19 protein-coding genes and 1 pseudogene are annotated in these 24,085 nt (G+C 73.7%); 12 read left to right on the top strand and 8 right to left on the bottom strand.

The genetic code is table 11. The annotated features are described in order from the left end of the window. Positions 1-59: 59 nt before the first annotated feature. On the bottom strand, positions 60-863 hold the full coding sequence (locus tag NMK34_RS20905; RefSeq protein ID WP_318334850.1) for a class I SAM-dependent methyltransferase: 804 nt from the start codon (positions 861-863) through the stop codon (positions 60-62). 312 nt (positions 864-1,175) lie between these two features. Here NMK34_RS20905 and rpsA point away from each other — a divergent pair, with 312 nt between their 5' ends. Further along, a complete protein-coding gene (gene rpsA / locus NMK34_RS20900) occupies positions 1,176-2,702 on the top strand; it encodes a 30S ribosomal protein S1 (RefSeq protein WP_047893869.1) in 1,527 nt (508 codons plus the stop codon). Between the two features lie 160 nt (positions 2,703-2,862). Then, positions 2,863-4,041, top strand: coding sequence for a dephospho-CoA kinase (coaE, locus tag NMK34_RS20895; protein WP_318334849.1), 1,179 nt, complete (start codon positions 2,863-2,865; stop codon positions 4,039-4,041). 25 nt (positions 4,042-4,066) lie between these two features. Here coaE and NMK34_RS20890 read toward each other — a convergent pair whose 3' ends face one another. After that, positions 4,067-5,692, bottom strand: coding sequence for a hypothetical protein (locus NMK34_RS20890; protein ID WP_318334848.1), 1,626 nt, complete (start codon positions 5,690-5,692; stop codon positions 4,067-4,069). Positions 5,693-5,990: 298 nt separating this feature from the next. On the opposite strand from NMK34_RS20890, the gene uvrB reads away from it, so the two are divergent. The 4 genes from uvrB to NMK34_RS20870 all read left to right on the top strand — a co-directional run bounded on the left by uvrB (position 5,991) and on the right by NMK34_RS20870 (position 10,337). Continuing rightward, positions 5,991-8,096 (top strand): excinuclease ABC subunit UvrB, encoded by a 2,106-nt coding sequence (uvrB, locus tag NMK34_RS20885; RefSeq protein WP_187690918.1) that lies wholly within the window; start codon positions 5,991-5,993, stop codon positions 8,094-8,096. A gap of 25 nt (positions 8,097-8,121) precedes the next feature. Further along, positions 8,122-8,958 (top strand): helix-turn-helix domain-containing protein, encoded by an 837-nt coding sequence (locus tag NMK34_RS20880; protein WP_318334847.1) that lies wholly within the window; start codon positions 8,122-8,124, stop codon positions 8,956-8,958. 25 nt (positions 8,959-8,983) lie between these two features. Then, positions 8,984-9,352 carry a VOC family protein gene (locus NMK34_RS20875; RefSeq protein ID WP_318334846.1) on the top strand — a complete coding sequence of 123 codons (369 nt, stop codon included), beginning with the start codon at positions 8,984-8,986 and terminating at the stop codon, positions 9,350-9,352. Between the two features lie 85 nt (positions 9,353-9,437). After that, the gene (locus NMK34_RS20870) at positions 9,438-10,337 is read left to right on the top strand and encodes a DUF5753 domain-containing protein (RefSeq protein WP_318334845.1); all 900 of its coding nucleotides are present in this window, start codon (positions 9,438-9,440) and stop codon (positions 10,335-10,337) included. 108 nt (positions 10,338-10,445) lie between these two features. Here the strand turns inward: NMK34_RS20870 and NMK34_RS20865 are convergent, their stop codons facing one another. Continuing rightward, positions 10,446-10,739 carry an antibiotic biosynthesis monooxygenase family protein gene (locus tag NMK34_RS20865; protein WP_013287496.1) on the bottom strand — a complete coding sequence of 98 codons (294 nt, stop codon included), beginning with the start codon at positions 10,737-10,739 and terminating at the stop codon, positions 10,446-10,448. Positions 10,740-11,128: 389 nt separating this feature from the next. Between NMK34_RS20865 and NMK34_RS20860 the strand changes: the two genes are divergently transcribed. Then, positions 11,129-12,127 (top strand): TerC family protein, encoded by a 999-nt coding sequence (locus tag NMK34_RS20860; RefSeq protein ID WP_194803519.1) that lies wholly within the window; start codon positions 11,129-11,131, stop codon positions 12,125-12,127. Between the two features lie 57 nt (positions 12,128-12,184). Here the strand turns inward: NMK34_RS20860 and NMK34_RS20855 are convergent, their stop codons facing one another. After that, a complete protein-coding gene (locus NMK34_RS20855; RefSeq protein WP_318334844.1) occupies positions 12,185-13,300 on the bottom strand; it encodes an NlpC/P60 family protein in 1,116 nt (371 codons plus the stop codon). A gap of 57 nt (positions 13,301-13,357) precedes the next feature. Further along, positions 13,358-14,455, bottom strand: coding sequence for a dipeptide epimerase (locus tag NMK34_RS20850; RefSeq protein ID WP_318334843.1), 1,098 nt, complete (start codon positions 14,453-14,455; stop codon positions 13,358-13,360). Positions 14,456-14,499: 44 nt separating this feature from the next. Between NMK34_RS20850 and NMK34_RS20845 the strand changes: the two genes are divergently transcribed. Further along, positions 14,500-15,297 carry a tyrosine-protein phosphatase gene (locus tag NMK34_RS20845; RefSeq protein WP_318334842.1) on the top strand — a complete coding sequence of 266 codons (798 nt, stop codon included), beginning with the start codon at positions 14,500-14,502 and terminating at the stop codon, positions 15,295-15,297. Positions 15,298-15,302: 5 nt separating this feature from the next. On the opposite strand, the gene NMK34_RS20840 is transcribed toward NMK34_RS20845, so the two are convergent. Then, positions 15,303-16,163 (bottom strand): serine hydrolase, encoded by an 861-nt coding sequence (locus tag NMK34_RS20840; RefSeq protein WP_318334841.1) that lies wholly within the window; start codon positions 16,161-16,163, stop codon positions 15,303-15,305. Between the two features lie 72 nt (positions 16,164-16,235). On the opposite strand from NMK34_RS20840, the gene NMK34_RS20835 reads away from it, so the two are divergent. Further along, positions 16,236-16,901, top strand: coding sequence for a class I SAM-dependent methyltransferase (locus tag NMK34_RS20835; RefSeq protein ID WP_318334840.1), 666 nt, complete (start codon positions 16,236-16,238; stop codon positions 16,899-16,901). Between the two features lie 600 nt (positions 16,902-17,501). On the opposite strand, the gene typA is transcribed toward NMK34_RS20835, so the two are convergent. Then, entirely contained in the window at positions 17,502-19,370 is a 1,869-nt protein-coding gene (gene typA, locus NMK34_RS20830; RefSeq protein WP_269697328.1) for a translational GTPase TypA, read from the bottom strand. A 131-nt stretch (positions 19,371-19,501) separates the two neighbouring features. Here typA and NMK34_RS20825 point away from each other — a divergent pair, with 131 nt between their 5' ends. From NMK34_RS20825 to NMK34_RS20820, 3 genes and pseudogenes are all read left to right on the top strand, one after another. Next, positions 19,502-21,001, top strand: coding sequence for a DedA family protein (locus NMK34_RS20825; RefSeq protein ID WP_318334839.1), 1,500 nt, complete (start codon positions 19,502-19,504; stop codon positions 20,999-21,001). Between the two features lie 32 nt (positions 21,002-21,033). Next, on the top strand, positions 21,034-21,177 hold the full coding sequence (locus NMK34_RS30935) for a hypothetical protein (protein ID WP_412098905.1): 144 nt from the start codon (positions 21,034-21,036) through the stop codon (positions 21,175-21,177). A 30-nt stretch (positions 21,178-21,207) separates the two neighbouring features. Further along, positions 21,208-21,903 (top strand): annotated as a pseudogene (locus NMK34_RS20820) (lytic transglycosylase domain-containing protein); the annotation flags it as partial. A 54-nt stretch (positions 21,904-21,957) separates the two neighbouring features. Here NMK34_RS20820 and NMK34_RS20815 read toward each other — a convergent pair. Then, positions 21,958-24,084: an MMPL family transporter gene (locus NMK34_RS20815; protein WP_318334838.1), complete on the bottom strand. Its 2,127-nt coding sequence runs from the start codon at positions 24,082-24,084 to the stop codon at positions 21,958-21,960. Position 24,085: the final 1 nt, after the last annotated feature.

The following is a 24,085-nucleotide window of genomic DNA, read 5'->3' as shown; positions in this document are numbered from 1 at the left end:
ACGGCGTCGTCAGGGCCGGATCTCCGCGATCGGCGGACTCCCGGGGAGCACGTCCGGTGTCAGCCGGCGGGTTTCTCGGCGACGAAGATCGCGGTGCCGGGGAACAGCCGTCCGCGCAGCGGGCTCCACTGGCCCCAGATCCCCTCGTGCCCGGCCGGCCACTCCGGCTCCACCAGGTCCAGCAGGCGGAACCCGGCGCCGACCAGTTCCCGGATCCGGTCGCCCAGGGTGCGGTGCTGCTCGACGTACGTGGCCACCCCGTGCTCGTCCTGCTCGACGTACGGGGAGCGGTCGAAGTACGAGTGCACGGCGGTCAGCCCGCCCTCGCCCGGGTCGTCCAGGAAGATCCAGCGCATCGGGTGGGTGACCGAGAAGACCCACCGGCCGCCGGGCCGCAGCACCCGGGCCACCTCGCGCATCGCCGCCGCCGAGTCGTCCACGAACGGGATCGCGCCGAACGCGGTGCAGACGGTGTCGAACGCGGCGTCGGCGAACGGCAGGGCGAGCGCGTCGGCCTGCACCAGCGGCACGCGTACCCCGGTGCGCCCGGCGGCCTCGGCGGCGTGCCGCAACATGCCGGCGGACAGGTCCAGTGCGACCGGCCGGGCGTCCTGGGCGGCGAGCCAGCGGGCGGCGGCGGCCGCCCCGGCGCCGAGTTCGAGGATCCGCCGCCCGGTCACGTCGCCGAGCAGCCGGGCGTCGGCCTCGCGCAGCCCCTCCGGGCACCAGACGAAGTCGGCGTCGCCGAGGAACGCGCCGTGCTCGGCCTGGTACGCGTCGGCGTCGGTGTCCCACCATCCGCGGTTCGCGCGGCGGATCTCCCCGGCGTCGACCCGTCGGCGGGTCACCCTGTCGTCGTCCACGGGTTCACGCTAGGTCCGGCGGACCGGACCCGGTGCGGTGGGGTGGTGGCTGGGGCGGATGTGACGGACGAGACAGCTGTGGCACCTTACCGCGGCAAATCTCCGCTTTCGCAGCGGATGAGTTCGCACGGACCCGGGAGGGCTTGCACGCTGTGGTAATGCAGCGGGTAGGCTAGACGATGCGCTCGCGGATCGTGTGCCTCGGCAGGGAGCAGGTGCGCGGTCACCGGAGCCACTAATGATCTTCTCGCGTCGATCGTTCGGTGTGCCCGGCGACGGATCCGCTGGCGCGGAAGAGTCACCGCGACACCCATGCCCGCTGTGACAACCCATCCGACCGGAGCAACCGCCCACATGACGAGCAGCATCGAGGCCACCTCGAGCGCCAACAAGGTCACCCACGACGACCTCGGCTCTGAGGAAGCTTTCCTCGCCGCGATCGACGAGACCATCAAGTACTTCAACGACGGCGACATTGTCGAAGGCACCGTCGTCAAGGTCGATCGGGACGAGGTCCTGCTCGACATCGGCTACAAGACCGAGGGTGTCATCCCCTCTCGGGAGTTGTCGATCAAGCACGACGTGGACCCGGCCGAGGTCGTTTCGGTGGGTGACCACATCGAGGCCCTCGTCCTCCAGAAGGAGGACAAGGAGGGTCGGCTGATCCTCTCCAAGAAGCGGGCGCAGTACGAGCGGGCCTGGGGCACGATCGAGAAGATCAAGGACGAGGACGGCGTCGTCCGCGGTTCGGTCATCGAGGTCGTCAAGGGTGGTCTCATCCTCGACATCGGCCTGCGCGGCTTCCTGCCCGCGTCGCTCGTCGAGATGCGGCGTGTGCGTGACCTGCAGCCGTACGTCGGCCGCGAGCTCGAAGCCAAGATCATCGAGCTGGACAAGAACCGTAACAACGTGGTCCTGTCCCGCCGTGCCTGGCTGGAGCAGACGCAGTCCGAGGTGCGCACCGAGTTCCTCAACAAGCTCCAGAAGGGGCAGGTCCGCAAGGGCGTCGTCTCCTCGATCGTCAACTTCGGCGCGTTCGTCGACCTGGGCGGCGTGGACGGCCTCGTGCACGTCTCCGAGCTGTCCTGGAAGCACATCGACCACCCGTCCGAGGTCGTCGAGGTGGGCCAGGAGGTCGAGGTCGAGGTCCTGGACGTCGACCTGGACCGCGAGCGGGTCTCGCTGTCGCTGAAGGCGACGCAGGAGGACCCGTGGCGTCAGTTCGCCCGCACCCACGCGATCCAGCAGATCGTGCCGGGTAAGGTCACCAAGCTGGTGCCGTTCGGTGCGTTCGTCCGCGTGGACGACGGCATCGAGGGCCTGGTCCACATCTCCGAGCTGGCCGAGCGCCACGTGGAGATCCCGGAGCAGGTCGTGCAGGTCGGCTCCGAGGTCATGGTCAAGGTCATCGACATCGACCTGGAGCGCCGCCGGATCTCGCTGTCGCTCAAGCAGGCCAACGAGGGCTTCGTCGAGGGCGAGGAGCACTTCGACCCGACCCTCTACGGCATGGCCGCGACGTACGACGACCAGGGCAACTACATCTACCCGGAGGGCTTCGACCCGGAGACGGGCGAGTGGCTCGAGGGCTACGACAAGCAGCGCGAGACCTGGGAGCAGCAGTACGCCGAGGCGCGTCAGCGCTGGGAGGCCCACACCAAGCAGGTGCAGACCTCCCGCGCCGCCGACGCCGAGGCCGCCGCCAACCCGGCTCCGGCCACCACCGGCACCACCACCTCGACCTCGGCCCCGAGCCGTCAGGCCGAGGAGCCGGCCGGCACGCTCGCGACCGACGAGGCTCTCGCCGCGCTGCGGGAGAAGCTCGCCGGCGGCAAGTGACCGGACGCTGACGCCTGTCCGTCCCACCGGACGGACCGGCGACTGCCTCTGACGACGGGCCCCGTCCCCGCGTTCCGCACCAGCGGAGCGCCGGGGGCGGGGCCCGCGTCGTACGCCGGCGGGTTTGGCATGCGGACGCCGGATCCGGTTGACTGTCCGGGTGCTGAAGGTGGGGCTGACCGGCGGAATCGGATCGGGCAAGAGCGCGGTGGCGAGCCGGCTCGCCACGCTCGGCGCGGTGACCGTCGACTCGGACCGCATCGCACGGGAGATCGTCGCGCCCGGTACCGACGGGCTGGCCGAGGTGGTCGCCGCCTTCTCCGACCGGGTCCTGGACGCCGACGGGTCGCTGGACCGGGCCGCCCTCGGCGCGCTGGTCTTCGGCGACGAGGCGGCCCGCCGCACGCTCGAAGGGATCACCCACCCCCGGGTACGCGCGCGCAGCGCCGAGCTGGTCGCCGCCGCCCCCGCCGACGCGATCGTCGTCAACGACGTACCTCTGCTGGCCGAGGTGGGGCTCGCGCCCACGTACCACCTGGTGGTCGTGGTGCAGACGGCCGTGCCGACCCGGATGGCCCGGCTGACCCGCGACCGGGGGATGGCCCCGGCGGAGGCGCAGCGGCGCATCGCCGCGCAGGCCGACGACGCGACCCGCCGTGCGGTCGCCGACGTGCTGCTCCCGAACGACGGCACGCTCACCGACCTGCACTCCGCCGTGGACGCGCTCTGGCGGGACCGCCTGCTGCCCTACGAGCGCAACGTCCGCGAACGCCGCGCCGTTCCGCCCGACCCGGCGGCGCTCGCCGGGCCGGACCCGACCTGGCCCGAGCAGTACGCCCGGCTGGCCGCCCGGATCCGCCACGCGGCAGGCGGTGACGTCCGGGTCGACCACGTCGGCTCCACCGCCGTGCCGGGGCTCGCCGCGCCGGACGTGATCGACATCCAGGTGACGGTGTCCTCCCTGGCCGAGGCGGACGGGCCGCTCGCGCAGCGGCTGGCCGAGGCGGGTTTCCCGCGGCTGCCGGGCGAGTGGTGGGACGCCCCGCGGCAGCCGGAGCCGGTGCGCTGGCCCAAGCGGCTGCACGGCGGCGCGGACCCGGCGCGTCCGGTGCGGCTGCACCTGCGGGAGGCCGGTTCGCCCGGCTGGCGGTACGCGCTGCTGATGCGCGACCACCTGCGCGCCGACCCGGCACGGCGGGCCGACTACCTCCAGGTGAAGAGGGACCTGGCGGCGGCCGCGCCGGAGCACGTCACGTGGGGCACGGTGACCGATCCCTGGTTCGACGAGGAGCATCTGCGCGCCGAGGAGTGGGCCGCGCAGACCGGCTGGCGGCCCTGACCGGGCGGTAGGGATCGGGCCGGGCTCAGCGCGCCGCCGGGGCCGCCGATCCGCCGCTGCCCGCCGCACGAGCGGGCGTGAGGTCGAGCCGGATCCACACGCCCGGCCCGGCCCGCAGTTCCATCCGGTGTGGCAGACCACCCCGGTCCAGCCACAGGCGGCGGCCGCCCGGCAGCTCGAACACGTCGACGGCCCGGTCGTCCAGCCGGTCCTCCCGGATCCGGACGGCGGTGGCGCCGGGCGCGTGCCGGGCCGCCCGCAGCGCCGCGTCGAGCAGCCGGTCCAGGTCGTCGCCGGGCGGCCGCGTGGGGGCGGCGAGCAGCGCGACCGGCACCGGTGTCGGTGGCGTCGCGGGCCCGTCGGGGGACCGCTGCACCTCGGCCACCCGTCCGGGCCGGGCCCACCGCAGGGTGCGCCGGCCGCTGCCCTCCTCGATCACCGCGAGGTACGCCGACGGGCTCGTCCAGTTGATGCTGCCGGTGGCCCGCAGGTTCGCCGACGGGCCGAGCGGCGCGGCCACCGTCACCGTCGCGCCGCCGAGTGCCCGGAGCCGGGCGGGCAGCGCGGCCAGCCGGGCGACCTCGTCGTCGGTGGGCGCCCGGGGCTGCCCGGGCCGGCCGCCGAGCAGGTCCACCGGGTGCAGCGTGGGCCGGTCGGCGCGGGTCAGGTCCACGGTGACGGGCGTGCCGTCGGCCAGCCGGCCGGTGAGCCGGTGCAGCCGGGCGTCCGCGTCCACCCACAGCGTCGGCAACGGGTCGCCGGGCGGTGCGAGAGGCGCCTGGAGCACGTCCACCGGGACGCCGCCCACCTGGTCGCCGCGTAGCCACCGGCCGTCCGTGGCGGGCGGATCGACCCGGTCGGCGCCGAGCCCGATCAGCAGGTCGCGTACCGCGCCCAGGCCGTGCCCGCCGGCCGGGGACCGCATCCGCCACCGGTCCGCCGGCGGCACCAGCGGCGGCCGGGCCGGGGTGGGGAGCGCACCCGGGTCGGGCCGCACCAGCAGCGCGGACGCGGTGGCCTGCACCAGGCCCCGGTCGTCGCCCGCGCCCGGGCCGCCGACGTCCAGGTAGACCAGGGGAAGGGCCCAGTCGACCCAGCCGACCAGTTCGGTACGGGCGCCGTCGGCGCCGACGGTGACCCGGACACCGGCGCGTACGTCGCGCAGGTTGGTGACCCGCAGCGCGGCCACCCGGTCCGCCTCGGAGGCGGTCAGGGCACGTGTCGCCGGGGCGTCGTCGGTGCGGCCGGGCACCCAGGACGGCAGGGCGGCCACGAGCGCCGCGGCGGAGATCGCGGCTGCCGCCACGAGCGCGGCGAGCGCGATCCGCCGCCGGTCCGGACCGTCCGGCGGGTCGTCGGCGCCGTCCAGTTCCGGGTCGCCGTCCGGCCGGGTGGTGAGCGGGGGACGGCGGCCGTCGAACAGGCCGGCCCGTCGGCGCCGGCCGGCCACGGTGGCGGGCCGGGTCGGTGTGCTGGTGCGGCCGCGCCGGTGGCCGCGACCCGGTTCCCGGGGTACGGCCTGGTCGCCGTCGCCCCGCGCGGAGAGCCGATGGGGGCGGCTCACGCCGCGCTGGCGGCCCGGCTCGTCGGCGGGCGGGGGCGTGCCGGTGTCGGGCTCGCGTCGCGGCCGGCGCTCGGGAGAGGTCCCCACGAGTGGAGAACGCGAGAGCGGGGTTTCGGTGACGAGCAGGGGCGCTCGCGGCGGCCGGTCAGCGCTGCGCGCGACCACCGTCGGCGCGCACGCCGGTCGTCCCGGGTGCTGCGGCCCTGGCGCCGGGGGCGACCGGCCCCGCGAGGGGGCGATCACCGGCCCGGTCGGCCGCCGCGAGCGGCCTACGGTACGAGGGTAGACCGGTGAGATGAGCCACACAATGGGAATATCGAAGCCGATCAGGGACGGTCCGTGGTCGTGGCCGGAAGTGTCGGACCCCGGGCGTACGGTTGGTGTCATGGCGCTCGACATTCCCCGGCTCGACGGCCGCTTCCAGGTCGTCAGTGAGTTCCAGCCGGCCGGTGACCAACCGGCTGCCATCGACGAGCTTGAGCGTCGCGTGCGGCGCGGCGACCGCAACACGGTGCTGCTCGGCGCGACCGGCACGGGCAAGAGCGCCACCACGGCGTGGCTGGTCGAGCGGCTCCAGCGGCCGACCCTGGTGCTCGCCCCCAACAAGACCCTGGCGGCCCAGCTCGCGAAGGAGTTCGGTGAGCTGCTGCCGCAGAACGCGGTCGAATACTTCGTCTCCTACTACGACTACTACCAGCCCGAGGCGTACATCCCGCAGACCGACACCTACATCGAGAAGGACTCCTCGATCAACGAGGAGGTCGAGCGGCTGCGGCACTCGGCCACCATGTCGCTGCTCACCCGGCGGGACGTCATCGTCGTCGCCACCGTCTCGGCGATCTACGGCCTGGGCACGCCGGAGGAATACCTCGACCGGGCCGTGCGCGTCAAGGTCGGCCAGGAGCTGGACCGCGACCAGCTGCTGCGCCGGCTGGTCGACATTCAGTACACGCGCAACGACATGGCCTTCCAGCGCGGCACCTTCCGGGTCCGCGGCGACACGCTGGAGATCATCCCGGCGTACGAGGAGCTGGCGGTCCGGATCGAGCTGTTCGGTGACGAGATCGAGAAGCTCTACTACCTCAACCCGCTGACCGGTGACGTGGTCCGCGAGGTCGACAGCCTGATGATCTTCCCGGCCACGCACTACGCCGCCGGTCCGGAGCGGATGGAACGGGCGATCCGCGACATCGAGGCCGAGCTGGGTGAGCGGCTGGCCGAGCTGGAGCGGCAGGGCAAGCTGCTGGAGGCCCAGCGGCTGCGCATGCGCACCACCTACGACATCGAGATGATGCGCCAGGTGGGCTTCTGCTCCGGCATCGAGAACTACTCCATGCACATCGACGGCCGGCTGCCGGGCAGCCCGCCGCACTGCCTGCTCGACTACTTCCCCGACGACTTCCTCACCGTGGTCGACGAGTCGCACGTGACGATCCCGCAGATCGGTGGCATGTACGAGGGCGACGCCTCCCGTAAGCGGATGCTCATCGACCACGGCTTCCGGCTCCCCAGCGCCGCCGACAACCGGCCGCTGCGCTTCGACGAGTTCCTGGAGCGCGTGGGCCAGATGGTCTTCCTCTCCGCCACCCCCGGCCCGTGGGAGCTGGAGCAGGCGCAGGGCGAGTTCGTCGAGCAGGTGATCCGGCCCACCGGCCTGATCGACCCCGAGGTGGTGGTCAAGCCGACGAAGGGGCAGATCGACGACCTCATGCACGAGATCAAGCTGCGGACCGAGCGGGACGAGCGGGTGCTCGTCACCACGCTCACCAAGAAGATGGCCGAGGACCTCTCCGACTACCTGCTGGAGAACGGCATCCGGGTGCGCTACCTGCACTCCGAGGTCGACACGTTGCGCCGCGTCGAGCTGCTGCGCGAGCTGCGCAAGGGCGACTACGACGTGCTCGTCGGCATCAACCTGCTCCGGGAGGGTCTCGACCTGCCCGAGGTGTCGCTGGTGGCGATCCTCGACGCCGACAAGGAGGGCTTCCTGCGCAGCGGCCGGTCGCTGATCCAGACCATCGGCCGCGCGGCCCGTAACGTCTCCGGTCAGGTCCACATGTACGCCGACAAGATCACGCCGTCGATGGCGGACGCGATCGACGAGACCAACCGGCGCCGGGCCAAGCAGATCGCGCACAACGAGGCCAACGGCATCAAACCGGAGCCTCTGCGCAAGAAGATCCACGACATCCTCGACGACATCTACCGCGAGGCGGAGGACACCGAGAACAGCAACGTCGGCGGTGCCGTTCGGCAGCTGTCCCGGGGCAAGGCGCCGGTCAAGGAGACCCGCAGCCGCCGGGGCGCCGCTGCCACCCCGTCGCGGGAGGGGATGGCCCGGGCCGACCTGGCCAACCTCATCCAGGAACTCAACGACCAGATGCTCGCCGCCGCGCGGGAGCTGCAGTTCGAGCTGGCCGCGCGGATCCGCGACGAGGTCGCCGACCTCAAGAAGGAGCTGCGCGGGATGGACGCCGCAGGGGTCCGGTGACCGGCGCGACGGCCGGGGCGGCGCGATGCTGACCGAGGCCGTCGTCGGGCGCCCCGACCCGCGGCTGCGCCGGTGGGTGGACAGCTACCTCGGCTACCGCGAGGACGCGCCCGTCCCGTTGGTACGCCGGGAGGTGGCGGGCGCCTTCGTGGTGCTGATCCTCGGCTGGGGCGACCCGCTCGGCGTGACCGACCCGCGTGCCCCCGGTGAGAGCGGTTCCGCCACCAACGCCTTCCTGGCCGGCCCGTTCGACGGCTGGTGCGCCACCCGGACGGCCGGGACCGGCACCGGGGTGCAGGTGCTGCTGACCGCCCCGGCGGCCCGCCGCCTGCTCGGGCTGCCGCTGGCCGAGGTGGCCAACCGGGTGGTGCCGCTCGACGCGGTGGCGGGCTGGCTGGCCCGGCTGCGCGACGAGCTGGCCGGCGAGCCGGGCTGGCCGGCACGCTTCGCCCGGCTCGACGCCGCCCTGGCCGCGCGGCTGGCGGCGACAGCGCCGCCGGACCCGCACCTGCTGGCGGCCTGGCGGCGTCTGGACGGCAGCGGGGGAGCGGTCGGCGTGGCCATGCTCGCCGACGAGCTGGGCTGGTCCCGGCGTCACCTGTCGGTCCGGTTCCGGCGGGAGTTCGGCCTGCCGCCGAAGACGGTCGCCCGCCTGCTGCGCTTCGAGCGGGCGTACGCGAGCCTGGGCCGCACGCTGCTCACCGCGGACGCCGCCGTGCCGGACGACGCCGGGTGGGCGCAGCGGGCCGCCCGGTGGGGCTACTACGACCAGTCGCACCTGATCCGGGAGTTCCGCGAGTTCGCTGGCGCCACCCCGGCCGCGCTGACCGGGCCCGGATCGCATTCGTCCAATCCGGCCTGACCGCCCCGGCGGCAGACTGACCGTCATGCGAAGCATCTATCCGGTCCTGCGGTATCCCGACGTGCGAGCCGCTGCCGACTTCCTCTGTTCCGCGTTCGGCTTCACCGTGCGCGAGGCCCACGAACTCCCCGACGGCACGATCGGCCACGCCGAGCTGGCGTACGGCGACGACCTGGTGATGCTCGGCCCGGGGCCGGTGCCGCGGTCCCGGCCCGCCGACGACGACTACCGCGTCTACGTGGCGCTCGACGACGTCGACGCGCACCACGAGCGCGCCCGGTCGGCCGGGGCGGAGATCGTCCGGGCGCCGTTCGACACCGACTACGGCTCCCGCGACTACGCCGCCCGCGACCTGGCCGGGCTGGTCTGGTCGTTCGGCACGTACCGCCCCTGAGCGCGCCGCCCGGACGGTAGCGCTGTGTGGGCGAGGTATTGCCGAGCGTGACGGTGATGCGTACGCTCCCTCCCGGGAGGCGTGCATGCCGTTGTCAGCAAGTCCTGTGGTCCGGAGGGCGAGGCTCGGTGTGGAGCTGCGCCGGCTGCGTCGTCGCGAGTCGCTCACGCTCGAACAGGTCTGCGCCCGGCTGGGCTGGGCGTCCACGTCGAAGCTGTCCCGCATCGAGCTGGGGCAGAGCCGGCCCGACCTGGCCGACGTGCTCGACCTGCTCGACGTCTACGCGGTGCCGCCGCCGCAGCGCGACGAGCTGATCGTCATCGCCCGCGACGCGGCCACCGGCCGGGGCTGGTCCAAGGCGCTCGGCGAGATGGGGGAGCGCCAGCGGGCGTACGCCGAGCTGGAGGCGGGCGCGGAACGCATCGTGGAGTACCAGTGCGTGCTCGTACCCGGCCTGCTCCAGACCCCGGCGTACGCCCGCCTGCGCGTGTCGGCCGGTGCGGCGCTGACCGGCGAGGTGGACGTGGAGGCCGACGTGCGCGCCCGTGTCGCACGCCAGGAACTGCTGATCCGGCCGGACCCGCCGCACTACACGGCTCTCGTCGACGAGCGTGTCTGCGACCCGGACGGCCTGCCCGCCGACGTGTGGCGCGACCAGATGCGGCACCTGCTCGCGCTCGCCGAACGGCCCCGCGTCACCGTCCGGGTGCTGCGGTCAGCGGCGTCGAGCGGCGACGGACCGCATCCGCTGGCGCCGTTCTCGTACTACGCCTACCCCGACCCGGACGACCCGCGCACCGTGCTGGTGGAGACGCTCACCACCGACCTGCGGCTGGTCGCCGAGGCGGACGTGGCTCATTACGAGCGCGTCATCGAGCGGCTCCTGGCGGCGGCGCTGCCGGCGGACGCCTCCGCCGAGATGGTGGCCCGGCGGCTCGGCGCGGCGCCGGTGCCCCGGCCGCGCGATCCGCACGAGCTGGAGTGAGCCGCACGGCCCGCCGCCGGTGCGGCGCGACCACCGGGCCCGGCGCCCCCGATGCCCGTCGGGACCGGTGGCCGCGCAGCGCGCAGGCTACGGCAGGGGTACGACAGTTCAGGCCGGCACGTCGATGAAGTGCTCGACCAGCGGCGGACCGGCGAAGTGCGGGCCGATCAGTCCCCGCCACTGCGCGAACCGCTCGGTCTGGCGGAAGTTCACGTCGTGCGCCTCCACCGAGTCCCACTCGACGAGTAGCACGAACCGGGTGGGCGACTCGACGCCCCGGGTCATCCGCACGGAGCGGCAGCCTTCGGCGCCGGCGAGGATCGGCCGCGCCTGCGCGTAGGCGGCGGCGAACTCGTCCTCGTGTCCGGGCGTGACATCGATCAGCGCGACCTCAAGAACCATGCTGGCAGCCTGCCATGCCGGCCCGCCGCCGGTGCGTCCCGGGTGACGTCCCGGCGCGCCTCGCCGGCGGATGACTAGCCTCCTAGGATGCCCTGCGCGACGTGAGCCGCAGCACGTCGAGAGATCGACGGACGGCCCGGAGATGCGCCACCCGGGTGCGATGGTGAACAATGGCGGCCGAGGAGGGGAGTATTCCCCCGCGACGGAGTCGTCAGCACGGAAGAGCGCCGGCACCCCCGGTGGCCCGACCCGGCTCCGCCGGTCGGAACCCGGCACCCGGGCTCCGGCGGAAGAGACCTCCGACAGTCACCCCTGTCAGCGTCGACGCACCCCGGCACCGCACCCGGCGTACGGTGTGCCCGACGCAGCGTGTCTGCCGGAGGATGGATTTGAACGTGTCCGCATTGGTGTGGGCGGTAACGCTGATCGCGATGATCGCGGTCCTGCTCGCCGACCTGTTCATCATCGGCCGGCGGCCGCACGAGCCGAGCGTCCGGGAGTCCAGCCTGTGGGTGGGCTTCTACGTCGGCCTGGCGCTGATCTTCGGCGTGGTGCTCTGGCTCACCGCCGGTGGTCGCGTCGCAGGCGAGTTCTACACCGGCTGGCTCACCGAGTACAGCCTCTCGGTGGACAACCTCTTCGTCTTCGTGATCATCATGGCCCGGTTCGGGGTGCCCCGGCAGTACCAGCAGAAGGTGCTGCTCGTCGGCATCATTCTGGCGCTGATCATGCGGGGTGGCTTCATCGCCGCCGGCGCGGCGCTGATCTCCCAGTTCTCCTGGGTGTTCTACATCTTCGGCGCGTTCCTCATCTACACCGCGGTGAACCTGGCCCGGCAGGGCGAGCCGGACGAGGACGAGTTCAGCGAGAACCTGCTGATCCGGTGGAGCCGCAAGGCGCTGCCGCTGTCCCGTGACTACGACGGGGCACGGATGACCACCCACGAGCACGGGCGGCGCCTGTTCACCCCGATGCTGATCGTGATGATCGCGATCGGCACCACCGACCTGATCTTCGCGCTGGACTCGATCCCGGCGATCTTCGGCATCACCCAGGAGCCGTACCTGGTCTTCACCGCGAACGTGTTCGCGCTGATGGGGCTGCGGCAGCTCTACTTCCTGCTCGGCGGCCTGCTGGACCGGCTCATCTACCTCAGCTACGGCCTCGCCGTGGTGCTCGGCTTCATCGGCGTGAAGCTCGTGCTGGAGGCGCTGGCCGAGAACAACCTGCCGTTCATCAACGGCGGCGAGCACGTGGCGTGGGCCCCGCACATCCCGATCTGGCTCTCGCTGACGGTCATCCTCGGCACCCTTGGTGTGGCCACCGCCGCCAGCCTGGCGAAGTCGTCGCGGGACCGGCGCCGGGAACTGGCCCAGGCCCGCCGCTGACCCGTCCGTCCCGTCCGGGGCGCTCCCCTACCGGGGGCGCCCCGGACGAGACGGCGCTCAGACGCGGTGGGCGCCGACGAGGGTGGCGGTCCGGTCGGCCGGCAGCTCCTCCTCGACCACGCGCCGGGTCAGGTAGCAGGCGTGCAGCATCCGGCGCCGGCCGCCGCGCGGCTCGGCCGACACGATCCCGACGTGGTGGATGCGCCGGCCGGGCCGGGCGAAGAAGTAGAGGTCGCCGGGGCGTTCGGCGTCCAGCGGCACCCGCGAGGTCGCCGCCGCCTGGTCGTCTGCGTCGCGGGGGAGTGTGATCCCGTACCGCCGCCAGGCCAGGTGCACCAGCCCGGAGCAGTCGATGCCGTCGGTGGACATGCCGCCCCAGACGTAGACCAGGTCACGCAGCCGTTCGGCGACCGCGAGCACCTGCTCGGCCTCGGGACGCTCGGCGGGCAGCGGCACCAGGTCGTCCTCCGGGGCCCAGAGCGGGTCGGGCCGTCCGGGTACGCGGACCGGACGCCTGCCGTCCACCGCCGGCCCGGCCGGGGTGAGCCGGGTGCCGAGGACCACGCCGGTGAGCGCCGCGTCGCCGTCCGGCTCGGTGCGCAACGCGGTGTGCGCGACGTCGACGGTCAGCGGACCGTCGGCCGCCGTCCCGGAAGCGGTCGGACCGGAGGCCCTCGGACCGGAGGCCGTCGGACCGGAGGCGGTCGGCCCGGGAACAGCCGGACCGGAAGCGGCCGGTCCGGAGGCGGCCCGACCGCTTCCGGTCGCACCGGCACCGGAGGGACCGGTGTCGGCCGGCGCGATGCCAGCCGGAGCGATGTCGGCCGGAGCGGTACCGGCCGGAGCGGCGTCGGAGACGTCGGCCAGGTGGGCGGCCCGCAGCCAGCCCGGGTAGCCGTCGGCGTCGAGCTTCGCCGCGGGCTGGCCCAGCGCCACCACCCGCACCCAGCCGTCCGGCCGGGACTCGGTGACGCGCACCGGCTCGCCGAGCAGCAGCTGGGTCAGGACGCAGTCGCCGACGAGCTGGTCGCGGTCCATGCCGGCGATCCAGGCGGCGACGTCGGGCGAGCCGGCGAGGGCGGGGCAGTCGATCGGACGTACCGCCTCGGGAGCGGTCCACAGGGTCGCCACCGGTACCCGTACGACGGCCCGGCGGCCGGGCTGAGGTGCCACGCGTACCCCTCTCTCCGGTGGTCGTCCGGGCGACCATATGAAAAATTCTGACGTTGCTCAACCACCTGTCTGAATTTTAGCTTCACGCAGGCCGGTGATCCCCAGGCCCGGAGCGTCCGGCAGCAGCACGCTCGCGCCCTCGTACCGGATGCCCCCGGTGACCGGCGACCAGGCCAGCCACCAGGCGGCGTCGAGGTCCGACACGGCGGTGGTGCCGGACGCGGCGACCAGGCTGGCCGCGGCGCCGACCCCCACCGGGCCCTCCATCATCGAACCGACGATGGTGCCCATGCCGTGCGCGGCGGCCAGGTCGAGCAGCGTGCGGGCCGGTTGCAGACCGCCGCACTTGGCCAGCTTCACGTTGACCATGTCGGCGGCGCGCCGCCGGATCACCTCGACCAGATCGCGCACGTCGAAGACGGACTCGTCGGCCAGGATCGGCAGGTCCACCCGGTCGCTGACCCAGGCCAGCCCGTCCAGGTCGCGGCGGTGCACCGGCTGCTCGACCAGCTCCACGTCGAGCCCCGCGTCCTCGATCGCCCGGATCACCCGCACCGCCTCCCGGGGCGTCCAGCCCTGGTTGGCGTCCAGCCGGATCCGCACGTCCGGGCCGACCGCGGCCCGCACCGCGCGGACCCGGTCCAGGTCGCCGCGGGCGTCGGTGCCGACCTTGAGCTTGAGCACGCTGAACCCCTCGGCGCCGCGCCGCGCCGCCGTCGCGGCCAGGTCCACCGCGTCACCGGCGGCCAGCGTGACGTCGGTCGGCACGCGCAGCGCCGTGCCGCCGAGCAGACGCACCAGGGGTACGCCGAGCCGCCGCGCGGCCAGGTCGTGCAGCGCCACGTCGACCGCCGCCTTCGCCGACTCGTTCCCTACCACGGCACGGCGCACCAGCGTGCCTGCCGCCTGGAGGTCGTCGGCGTCGCGGCCGATCAGCAGCGGCGCGAGCAGTTCGCGTACGCACGCCTCGGCACCCGCCACCGACGCGCCGGTGACCTGCCAGACCTGCGGCGCCTCCCCGAAACCGGACCGGCCGTCGCCGTCGACCACCTCCACGAGCAGCGTGTCCACGGTGGTGGTACGGCGCAGCGCGGTGACGAACGGGGTGTGTAAGGGGGCCGACAGACGGTGGGTGCGTACCGCGGCGATCGTCATGTGGGGCACCCTATAGCCAACTGGCGGCGAGCAGGGGAGGGCCGATGGCCGGGCGGGAATGGGAGCTGGTGGGCGCGCCGAACGCGCGTGACCTGGGTGGAATGCCGACGAGCGATGGGCGGCGGGTACGGGCGGGGCGGCTCATCCGGACACCCGCGCTGGGCCGGCTCATTGACGAGGACCTGCCGGTGCTGGGCAAGCTCGGCCCGGCCTGCGTGGTGGACCTGCGTGACGTCCACGAGCAGGCGGTGGCCCCGCCGGACCGGCTGGTCGGGGAGCCCCGCACCGTGCACCTGCCGGTCTACGACGCGGCGCACCCGGTGTTCACGTACGTCTCGGCGGTGTTGCAGGGCCACGACCTGGACGCGTACGCGGCGCTGGCCCGCGAGGGCATGCCGGGGGCGATGACGGCGATCTACCGCTGGTTCGTCACCGGGGAGTCGGCGCGGGCCGGGTTCGGCGCGGCGGTGCGGCTCGCCGCCGAGGGCGCGAACCTGCCGCTGCTGTTCCACTGCTCGGCCGGCAAGGATCGCACCGGCTGGCTGTCGGTGGTGCTGCTGACCGCGCTGGGCGTGGAGGAGGAGGCGATCCGCGCCGACTACCTGGTGCACAACGAGCTGACCGAGAGCCTGCGCGAGGTGCTGCTGTCCGCGATGATCCAGCGCCGGCCGGACCTGGACCCGGCGGTGGCCCGGCCGCTGCTGGAGGTGCGCCCGGAATACCTGGACGCCGCCTACGACGAGGTGCGCCGCGCGCACGGCTCGTTCGACGCGTACCTGCGCGACGGCCTGGGGGTGACCGACGCGCACCGCGCCGCGCTGCGCGAGCGGCTGCTGGAGTAGCCGGGTCAGCCGGCCAGGTCGTGCCGCGCGGCCCAGACCCGCTCGGAGACGTGCGCGATCAGCCGGCACGCGTCGTCCTCGACGCCGTCCGCGCCGCCGTCGGCCAGCTCGGTGGTGGTGCAGACGACGATCGTGTACGGCGGCGCGTCGTCCGGGAACACCACGCCCGCGCCGTGGCGTACGCCGCGTACCCAGCCGTTCTTGTGCGCGATCCGGGTGCCGTCGGGCAGCCCGGCGGCCAGGTCCTCGCGGTGTTCCTGCGCGACGAGCACGTCGAGCATGGCGGCGCAGCCGGCCGGCGAGGCGAGCGGGCCGGGCCGGGTCGCGCCGAGCGCCAGCTCACCGAGCAGGCCGGCCAGGTCGGCGGCGGTGACCAGGTTGTCGATGCCGGAGTCGCGGGCGGCGAAGTCCTCGATGCCGCGGCCGGTGACGCTGTGCCGCGCACCGGCGAGCGCCCACGCCTGCGCCACGGCGGGCAGTCCCACCTCGCCGATGCAGATGTTCGTGGCGAGGTTGCTGGACCGGATGATCATCCGTTCGGCGAGCCAGCGCAGCGGCGCCTCACCGCCGACGCGGTCCCAGACCGCCTCGTCGTTGTCGTAGTCGCGGTCGTTGGCGAACCGGGGCGCGCCGGGCAGCGCGGAGCCGAACGAGTTGCGCACCGGCACCGGCGCGTCCAGGTCCAGCCGGCCGGCCTCGGCGGCGCGGAACAGCGCCACCAGCACGGCGAGTTTCATGGTGCTCGCCGCGTAGTGGGTGGCGTCGGCCCGCCGCGTCCACGCCGGCCGCGCGCCGGGGCGGCCCACGTACGCGGAGACGGTGCCGGGCACCCGGTCCAGGTGTGCGTCGAGGTCCTCCCAGGTCATGACCGCACCGTAGCGGATCTTCGTGGCGTACGCGGGGCAGCGGCGGGCGCGGGTGCGGGCTAGCGTGCGGAGATGACGACCCCGTTGTACGACGGCATCGCCGACTGGTACGAGGAGTACGCCAGCGAGACATCGTCGGTCTACATGGACCGGGTCCGGTCGGTGCTGGCCGATCTGCTGGGCGACGGCCCGGGCCGCTGCGTGGACCTGTGCTGCGGCACCGGGGCGCACGCGGCCGAGCTGAAGCGTCTCGGATGGACACCGGTGGGAGTGGACCTGTCCGGCGGGCAGCTCCGCCACGCCCGCGCCCGGCTGCCGGTGGCCCGGGCCGACGCGACGGCGTTGCCGCTGTCCACCGGCGCCGTACCGGCGGTGGCCTGCGTGCTCGCGCACACCGACATGCCGGACTATCCGGCGGCGGTCGCCGAGGCGGCGCGGGTGCTGGCGCCCGGCGGCCGGCTGGTACACGTCGGGGTGCACCCGTGTTTCGTGGGCGCCTTCGCCGACCGGTCCGAGCCGGAGCGGATCGTGATCGACGGCGGGTACGCCTCGCGGGAGCGCACGGTCCGCTCGTGGAACGCGACCGGGGTGCGGGCGCGGGTCGGTGCGTGGCACCTGCCGCTAGCCGGCCTGCTGGACGCCGTGGCGGCCGCCGGTCTGCGGCTGACCCGGGTGGTCGAGTCCGGCTCCGGCCCGATCCCCGACGTCCTGGCCCTGGCGGCCACCAAACCCCGCTGACCCCACCCTGCCGGGACTTCACCTCGCGTCCGAGGCGCGGTAATGGCCCCGTGGTGCGTCTCGCGTCCATGGCACGGTGTGGGCCTGTGACGCCGTCCCGCGCCCGGTCACGCGGTGTGGCCTGTGACGCCGTCCCGTGCCCGGTCGCGCGGTGTGGGCTCGTCGCGCGTCTCGCCGTCTCGCATCTGTTGCGCAGCCTCGCGCCCGTCGCCGCGCTCGTCCGTCGGCGGGCAGGTTCCGCTGCCGCCCAGCCCTCCCAGTAACCCGGCGACCCACCCCCGCCCTTCACCTCGCTCCCGCCCTGCCCGGGCCGGCCGCCCTCGTCGCCTGATCCCGAGGACCGGGATCCCGCGTTCGCACAACGAGACGAGCAGAGATCTTGGAAGAAAAGTGCCCCCATAGGGGCCATTTCGGACCAAGATCTCCCGCCCACCCCGTCGATCATGAAGTTGGCGGCGGATTTGATCTCCAGAACTGCCGCCAACCTCATGATCGTCCAGTGGGGGGGGCGGGGAGGGCGGTGGGGAGGGGAAGGGAAGGGGGGAGCCCGGTCCGCCGAGGGGCGGGCCGGGCTCCGGGTGGGGCTGGTGAGCTTGTGGGTCAGCCGGCGTGCTTGCGGCGGGCGGCGGCCCGGCCACGCTGCTGCTGGTCGAGCACCACCTTGCGGATGCGCACCGCGGCCGGGGTGACCTCGACGCACTCGTCCTCGCGGCAGAACTCCAGGGCCTGCTCCAGGGACAGCTTGCGCGGCGGAATCAGCTTCTCGGTCTCGTCGGCGGTCGACGAGCGCATGTTGGTGAGCTTCTTCTCCTTGGTGATGTTGACGTCCATGTCGTCGGAGCGGGAGTTCTCGCCGACGATCATGCCCTCGTACACCTCGGTGCCCGGCTCGACGAAGAGCTGGCCGCGCTCCTGGAGGTTGGTCATCGCGAACGCGGTGACCGAACCGGCGCGGTCGGCGACCAGCGACCCGTTGTTGCGGGTGCGCAGCTCGCCGAACCACGGCTCGTACGACTCGAACACGTGGTGCAGGATGCCGGTGCCGCGGGTCTCGGTGAGGAACTCGGTCCGGAAGCCGATCAGGCCGCGCGCCGGGACCAGCCACTCCATCCGGATCCAGCCGGTGCCGTGGTTGACCAGCTGCTCCATCCGGCCCTTACGGGTGGCCAGCAGCTGGGTGATGGCGCCGAGGTACTCCTCCGGGGCGTCGATGGTCAGCCGCTCGACCGGCTCGCAGGTCTTGCCGTCGATCTCCTTGGTGACGACCTGCGGCTTGCCGACGGTCAGCTCGTAGGACTCGCGGCGCATCTGCTCGACCAGGATCGCCAGGGCCAGCTCGCCACGGCCCTGCACCTCCCAGGCGTCCGGCCGCTCGGTGGGCAGCACCCGCAGCGAGACGTTGCCGATCAGCTCCTTGTCGAGGCGGTCCTTGACCATCCGGGCGGTGACCTTGGCGCCCTTGACCCGGCCGACGAGCGGCGAGGTGTTGGTGCCGATGGTCATCGAGATGGCCGGCTCGTCCACGGTGATCAGCGGCAGCGGCACCGGGTTCTCGGCGTCGGCGAGCGTCTCACCGATCATGATCTCCGGAATGCCGGCGACGGCGATGATGTCGCCCGGCCCGGCGGAGTCGGCCGGCTTGCGCTCCAGGCCCTCGGTCATCAGCAGCTCGGAGATGCGTACCCGCTGGGTGCTGCCGTCGGTGCGGCACCAGGCCACGGTCTGGCCCTTGCTGATGGTGCCCTGCCGGACCCGGCACAGCGCGAGCCGGCCCAGGAACGGCGAGGCGTCGAGGTTGGTGACGTGGGCCTGCAGCGGCGCGTCCTCGTCGTACGCGGGCGCGGGGATGGTGTCGAGCAGCGTGCGGAACAGCGGCTCCAGGTTGCTGCTGTCGTCCGGGACGGCGCCGTCGGCGGGCTGGGTCAGCGAGGCGATGCCGTCGCGGGCGCAGGCGTAGACGATCGGGAAGTCGATCTGCTCCTCGTCGGCGTCCAGGTCGAGGAACAGCTCGTACGTGTCGTCCACGACCTCCTTGATCCGGGCGTCCGGACGGTCCACCTTGTTGATCACCAGGATGATCGGTAGCCGGGCGCGCAGCGCCTTGCGGAGCACGAACCGGGTCTGCGGCAGGGGGCCCTCGCTGGCGTCGACGAGCAGCACCACACCGTCGACCATGGTCAGGCCGCGCTCGACCTCGCCGCCGAAGTCGGCGTGACCGGGGGTGTCGATGATGTTGATGGTGACGGGCTCCGAGCCGTCCGCCGGCATGTACCGCACGCCGGTGTTCTTGGCGAGGATGGTGATGCCCTTCTCGCGCTCGAGGTCCATCGAGTCCATGACCCGCTCGGTGGTCTCACCACGGGCGCCGTAGGCGCCGGCCTGCCGCAACATGGCGTCGACCAGGGTCGTCTTGCCGTGGTCGACGTGGGCGATGATGGCGACGTTGCGGAGGTCGGTGCGTAGCTGCATACCCTCCATACTCCTGTCTGCGGTTGCCGGGGCACGCCTCGGGGTCACCCCGAGACAACCCGGATCTGCGTCGAAAGTGCTGTGCCGACCGTTCCAGCGACTGGCATGCTGACACCCGTGCGGGGTGCCCGATGCCTGACCTGCTGAGCTGGCTGCAGGAGCTGCCGCCCCTGCTGATCTACGTGGCCGCCGCGGCGATCGTCGCGGCGGAGACCGCGGTGATCGTCGGACTGCTGATGCCCGGCGAGGCGACCCTGCTTCTGGTCGGCTTCCTAGCGTACGCGGGGACGCTGCGCCTCGCGCCCGTGCTGGTGGCGATGACCGCCGCCGCCGTGATCGGAGACACACTCGCGTGGCGGGCCGGCCGCCGCTACGGCACCCGTCTGCGTGCCTCCGGGGTGGGTGCCCGGATCGGCGCGCACCGGTGGCGGCGGGCCGACTCGCTGCTGGAGCGCCTCGGTGGCCGGGGTGTGCTCGCCGCCCGCTGGATCGCGTTCGCCCGCACGCTGGCACCCCGGCTGGCCGGGTCGGCGGGGATGCCGTACCGGCGGTTCGCGCCGTGGAACCTGGCCGGGGTGGCGAGCTGGGTCGGCGCCTCGGTGCTGGCCGGCTACCTCGCCGGTGAGTCGTACGAGCGGGTGTCGAAGCTGCTCGGCCGGGCCACCGGCGCGGTGCTGGCCCTGCTGCTGTGCCTGCTCGCCGTGGTGCTGGCCGGCCGCTGGCTGGGCCGCAACCCGGACCCGGTACGCGCGCTGGCGGCACGGGCCGCCGCGTTGCCGCCGCTGCGCTGGCTGCGGGCCCGGTACGGGGTGCTGTTCTTCCTGGTCGCCATGCGGGTCGGCCCGGCCTGGACGCTGCTGTTCAACCTGGCGCTGGGGCTGGCGCTGCTGTTCGTCGCCGGGCTGGCCGTGGCGGTCCTGCTGGAGGCGGTGGTCGCGCAGAGCGGGCTGTACGTCCTCGACGGGCTGGTCGCCGACTGGTTCGCCGCCCGGCGTACCCCCGGGGTGGTCGACACGGCGCTGCCGGCGGTGTCGGTGCTGCGCGGCTGGGTGCTGATCGCCGCGGTGGCGGTGGTGGCCGCCGTGGTGGCCCGGCGCGGCCGGGCCTGGCGGGCGGACCCGCTCGGGGTGCTGGGCACCGTCGGCGCCGCCGTGCCGCTGGTGTTGCTCGTCGTCGTCGCGGACCTGACCGGCCCGGGCGGCCCGGACCGCCCCGGTGACCTGTTCCCGACGCAGAACGCGGTGGTGACCGCGAGTTTCGGCACGCTCGCCTGGCTGCTGTCGCGCGGCGCCCGCTGGCCGGTGGGCGAGGCGGTCTGGACGATCGCGTCGGCGGGCGTTGTCACTGTCACCGGCGCGCGGCTCTACCTGGGCTTCAGCACGGCGAGCGGCACCGTCACGGCGGTCCTGCTGGGCGTCGCCTGGACCACCGTGTTCGTGGTGGCGTGGGCGACCCGGGACCGCCTGGCCGACCGGGACGAGCGACCGGGCGGCGCGGACCGGGAGGAGGGGTCCGCCGGCGCGGCGCCGGACGAGGGGCCGGCCGACGCGGTGGCGGAGGAGTCGCCGCCCCGGCCCCGGGCCCGCCGGTCCGCGTTCCGGGTACCCCCCGGACCTGTCGATCCTTGCTAGGGTGCGCCGACGGGGGACTACGGGGAGGTCCGATGCGGCGAGGACTCGGCCGGTGGGCCGTGACGGTGGTGGCACTGGTCGCGGCGGCCACGCTCACGGCGTGCGGCGAGGAGGAGCGGCCGGTCCGGGAGGTCGCTGCGGACCTGCCCACGGCGGCCCCGGCGGACCAGCCGTAGGAGGCGCCGGCCGACGCGCCGAGCGAGGAGCCGCCGGCGGTCGCGGCGATGGGCGGCCGGCCCAGCCCGAGCGCGTCGGCGAAACCGAAGCCGCGGGTCAAGCCGTCCCGCACGACCACGGCGCCGCTGGCCCGGCCGAAGCCGCCGACCGAGACCCAGGTGCCACCGGCGCCGCCGAAGCCGGTGGACGACGGCTGCAAGCCGAGCTACCGGGGCACCAAGGCCAGTCAGAGCCAGGTGAAGGCGGCGCTCACCGACGCCGCGGCGCGGACGTACTGGCCGACGTCGGCGCCGGACATCCGCATCCCGTCGGCGCTGCTGAAGGCCACCGCCTGGCAGGAGAGCGGGTGGCAGTCCAACATCATCGCCTGTGACGGCGGGGTCGGGCTGATGCAGGTCATGCCCGCCACGGCGGAGTGGATGAACCAGCGTTTCGGCCAGTCGTACGACATCGACGCCTACCGGGACAACGCCTACCTGGGCGGCACCTACCTGGCCTGGCTGACCAAGTACATCGGCGACATGTACTTCGAGTCCGACTACCGGCTCGACGCCTCACTGTGCACGAGTGAGCTGAACTCCTGCCTGCTCAACGCCGTGATCGCGGCCTACAACTACGGGCACGGCGCGGTGGCTCGGGAGGATCAGCCGCTGACCATCCCGAACCCGCAGTACGTGCGCAACGTGCGGGCGCTGATGACCGAGTGCGAGTGCCTGAGCTTCTGATCGACCGGACGAAGGGGCGGGGGCCGGCGTACGCGCCGGCCCCCGCCCGTCCGGTCAGTCCCGCGCGGCGACCGGCTCGGCCGGCGCCGTGGCGGGCGCGTCGGCGTCCCGGGTGATCCGGCCGGGCCACCAGAACCTGTCGCCGAGCAGGAACGCCAGCGACGGCACCAGCACCGTCCGGACCAGCAGCGTGTCCAGCAGCACACCGATGCAGACGATGATGCCGATCTGGGTGAGCGTGATCAGCGGCAGCACGCCGAGCACCGCGAACACCGCGGCCAGCAGGATGCCGGCGCTGGTGATCACGCCGCCGGTGACCCGCAGCGCCGACAGCATCCCGTCGCGGGTGCCGGTGCGCCGGGCGTCCTCCCGAGCCCGGGTGACCAGGAAGATGTTGTAGTCGACGCCGAGCGCCACCAGGAAGACGAACGCGAGCAGCAGCACCCCGCTGTCCAGCGCCGGGAAGTCCAGCACGTGGTCGAAGAGCAGCCAGGCCGCGCCGAGGCTGGCGAAGAACGAGGCGATGACTGTCAGCACCAGCAGCAGCGGCGCCAGGAGCCCGCGCAGCAGCAGCACCAGCACCGCGCCGACCAGCAGCAGGATCAGCGGCAGGATCAGCTTGAGGTCCTTGGTGTTCGCCTCGTTCGAGTCGTACGTCGCGGCGACCGAACCACCGACCAGGGCGCCGTCGGGGGCGTCCGCGCCGTCCACGGCGGGCGGGGCGGAGTCCGGTACGGCGGCCACGGCGTCGCGCAGCGCCACCACGGCCCGGTCGGAGGCGGCACTGCCCGGCTCGGCGGTGAGCACCACGTCGATCTGGGCGACCCGGTCCCCGGCGGCGCCGGGGCGGGCCGAGGCGACCCCGTCGACGCCGCTCGCCGCAGCCAGGACCGCCTGCGCGGCCTGCGGGTTGGTGAGCACCGCGACCGGCTGGGTGCTGCCGGCCGGGAACGCCCGGGCGAGCGTCTCGGCTCCGGCGACGGCCTCGGGCTTCTCGCTGAACTGCTCGGTCTCGGACAGCCCGGTACGGATGCCCAGGCCGCCGAGGGCGAGGCCGGCGAGCAGCAGGACGGCGAGCGCGGCGACCGGCAGCGGCCGGCGGACCACCAGCTCGCCGAGGCGGCCCCAGATCCGGCCTTCGCGGGCAGCGCTGCCGACGCGGGGGACGAACGGCCAGAACAGGCCCCGGCCGAACAGCAGCAGGGCGGCGGGGAGCACGAACAGGGCGGAGAGCATGGCGAGGATCACACCGGTGGCGCAGGCGATGGCGAGCGCCCGGTTGGTCTCCTGCTCGGACAGCAGCAGCGTGAGCACGCCGAGGACGACGGTGCTGCCGCTGGCCAGGATCGGCTCGGCGGTGCGGCGCAGCGCCGAGCGCATGGCGGCGAACCGGTCCTCCTCGCGGCGCAGCTCCTCCCGGTAGCGGGCGATGAGCAGCAGCGCGTAGTTGGTGGCGGCGCCGAAGACCAGCACGCTGGCGATGCCGGTGACCTGCCCGCTGGGCAGGTAGATGCCGAAGGCGGGGACGAGGGACTCCACCACGCGCAGCGTGATCTGCTCGGTGGCGCCCACCACCAGCAGCGGCACCAGCCACAGGAACGGGCTGCGGTAGGTGACGAGCAGCAGCACCGCCACCACGGCGGCGGTGACCAGAAGCAGCGTGGTGTCCGCGCCCTGGAACACCTTGCCCAGGTCGGCGGTGAACGCCGGGCCGCCGGTGACCTCGACGGTCAGCTCGCCGGGCAGGTCACCGACCGCCTCGCGGAGCTTCTCCACCTCGTCGACCACCGCCGACGGGCCGCCCTCGGTGGACAGCGGCACCGCTACCAGCGCCACAGTGCCGTCGGGGGAGACCTGGGCGGGGGAGACCCGCCCGCCTACGGCGAGCGAGTTCAACTCGCCGCCGAGGCCGTCGAGCACGCTGCGGTCGGCCCCGCTCAGCGGGGCCTGGTCGGCGCGGCTGACCACCACCAGGGCGGTCTGGGCGTCCTTGGAGGGCAACTGCTCCTGGAGCCGCTCGACCTGCGTCGACTGCCACTCCACGGACAGGCCGGTGTCGGAGACGGGCGCCGGATTGTCCGGCTTCGGAAGCCCGAAGGCGACCACGCCGACGACGAGTGCGGCGGCCAGCGTGAGCCAGGCGGCCAGCCGGCCCCGGACGACGCGGGTGAACAGAGACATC

Origin of the sequence: Micromonospora sp. BRA006-A, from assembly GCF_033433935.1 — a bacterium.
Classification (GTDB): Bacteria; Actinomycetota; Actinomycetes; order Mycobacteriales; family Micromonosporaceae; genus Micromonospora; species Micromonospora aurantiaca.
Note: the sequence above shows the minus strand (reverse complement) of the source record. Positions and strands in the feature narration are given on the sequence as shown.

Coding starts and splice junctions, on each gene's coding strand:
- NMK34_RS20845 (WP_318334842.1), top strand. CDS start 14,500: ATGGCCGGGCGGGAATGGGAGCTGGTGGGCGCGCCGAACGCGCGTGAC.
- NMK34_RS20825 (WP_318334839.1), top strand. CDS start 19,502: ATGCCTGACCTGCTGAGCTGGCTGCAGGAGCTGCCGCCCCTGCTGATC.
- NMK34_RS20875 (WP_318334846.1), top strand. CDS start 8,984: ATGCGAAGCATCTATCCGGTCCTGCGGTATCCCGACGTGCGAGCCGCT.
- NMK34_RS20865 (WP_013287496.1), bottom strand. CDS start 10,739: ATGGTTCTTGAGGTCGCGCTGATCGATGTCACGCCCGGACACGAGGAC.
- NMK34_RS20870 (WP_318334845.1), top strand. CDS start 9,438: ATGCCGTTGTCAGCAAGTCCTGTGGTCCGGAGGGCGAGGCTCGGTGTG.
- typA (WP_269697328.1), bottom strand. CDS start 19,370: ATGCAGCTACGCACCGACCTCCGCAACGTCGCCATCATCGCCCACGTC.
- NMK34_RS20880 (WP_318334847.1), top strand. CDS start 8,122: ATGCTGACCGAGGCCGTCGTCGGGCGCCCCGACCCGCGGCTGCGCCGG.
- uvrB (WP_187690918.1), top strand. CDS start 5,991: ATGGCGCTCGACATTCCCCGGCTCGACGGCCGCTTCCAGGTCGTCAGT.
- NMK34_RS20815 (WP_318334838.1), bottom strand. CDS start 24,084: ATGTCTCTGTTCACCCGCGTCGTCCGGGGCCGGCTGGCCGCCTGGCTC.
- NMK34_RS30935 (WP_412098905.1), top strand. CDS start 21,034: ATGCGGCGAGGACTCGGCCGGTGGGCCGTGACGGTGGTGGCACTGGTC.
- NMK34_RS20840 (WP_318334841.1), bottom strand. CDS start 16,163: ATGACCTGGGAGGACCTCGACGCACACCTGGACCGGGTGCCCGGCACC.
- NMK34_RS20850 (WP_318334843.1), bottom strand. CDS start 14,455: ATGACGATCGCCGCGGTACGCACCCACCGTCTGTCGGCCCCCTTACAC.
- rpsA (WP_047893869.1), top strand. CDS start 1,176: ATGCCCGCTGTGACAACCCATCCGACCGGAGCAACCGCCCACATGACG.
- NMK34_RS20835 (WP_318334840.1), top strand. CDS start 16,236: ATGACGACCCCGTTGTACGACGGCATCGCCGACTGGTACGAGGAGTAC.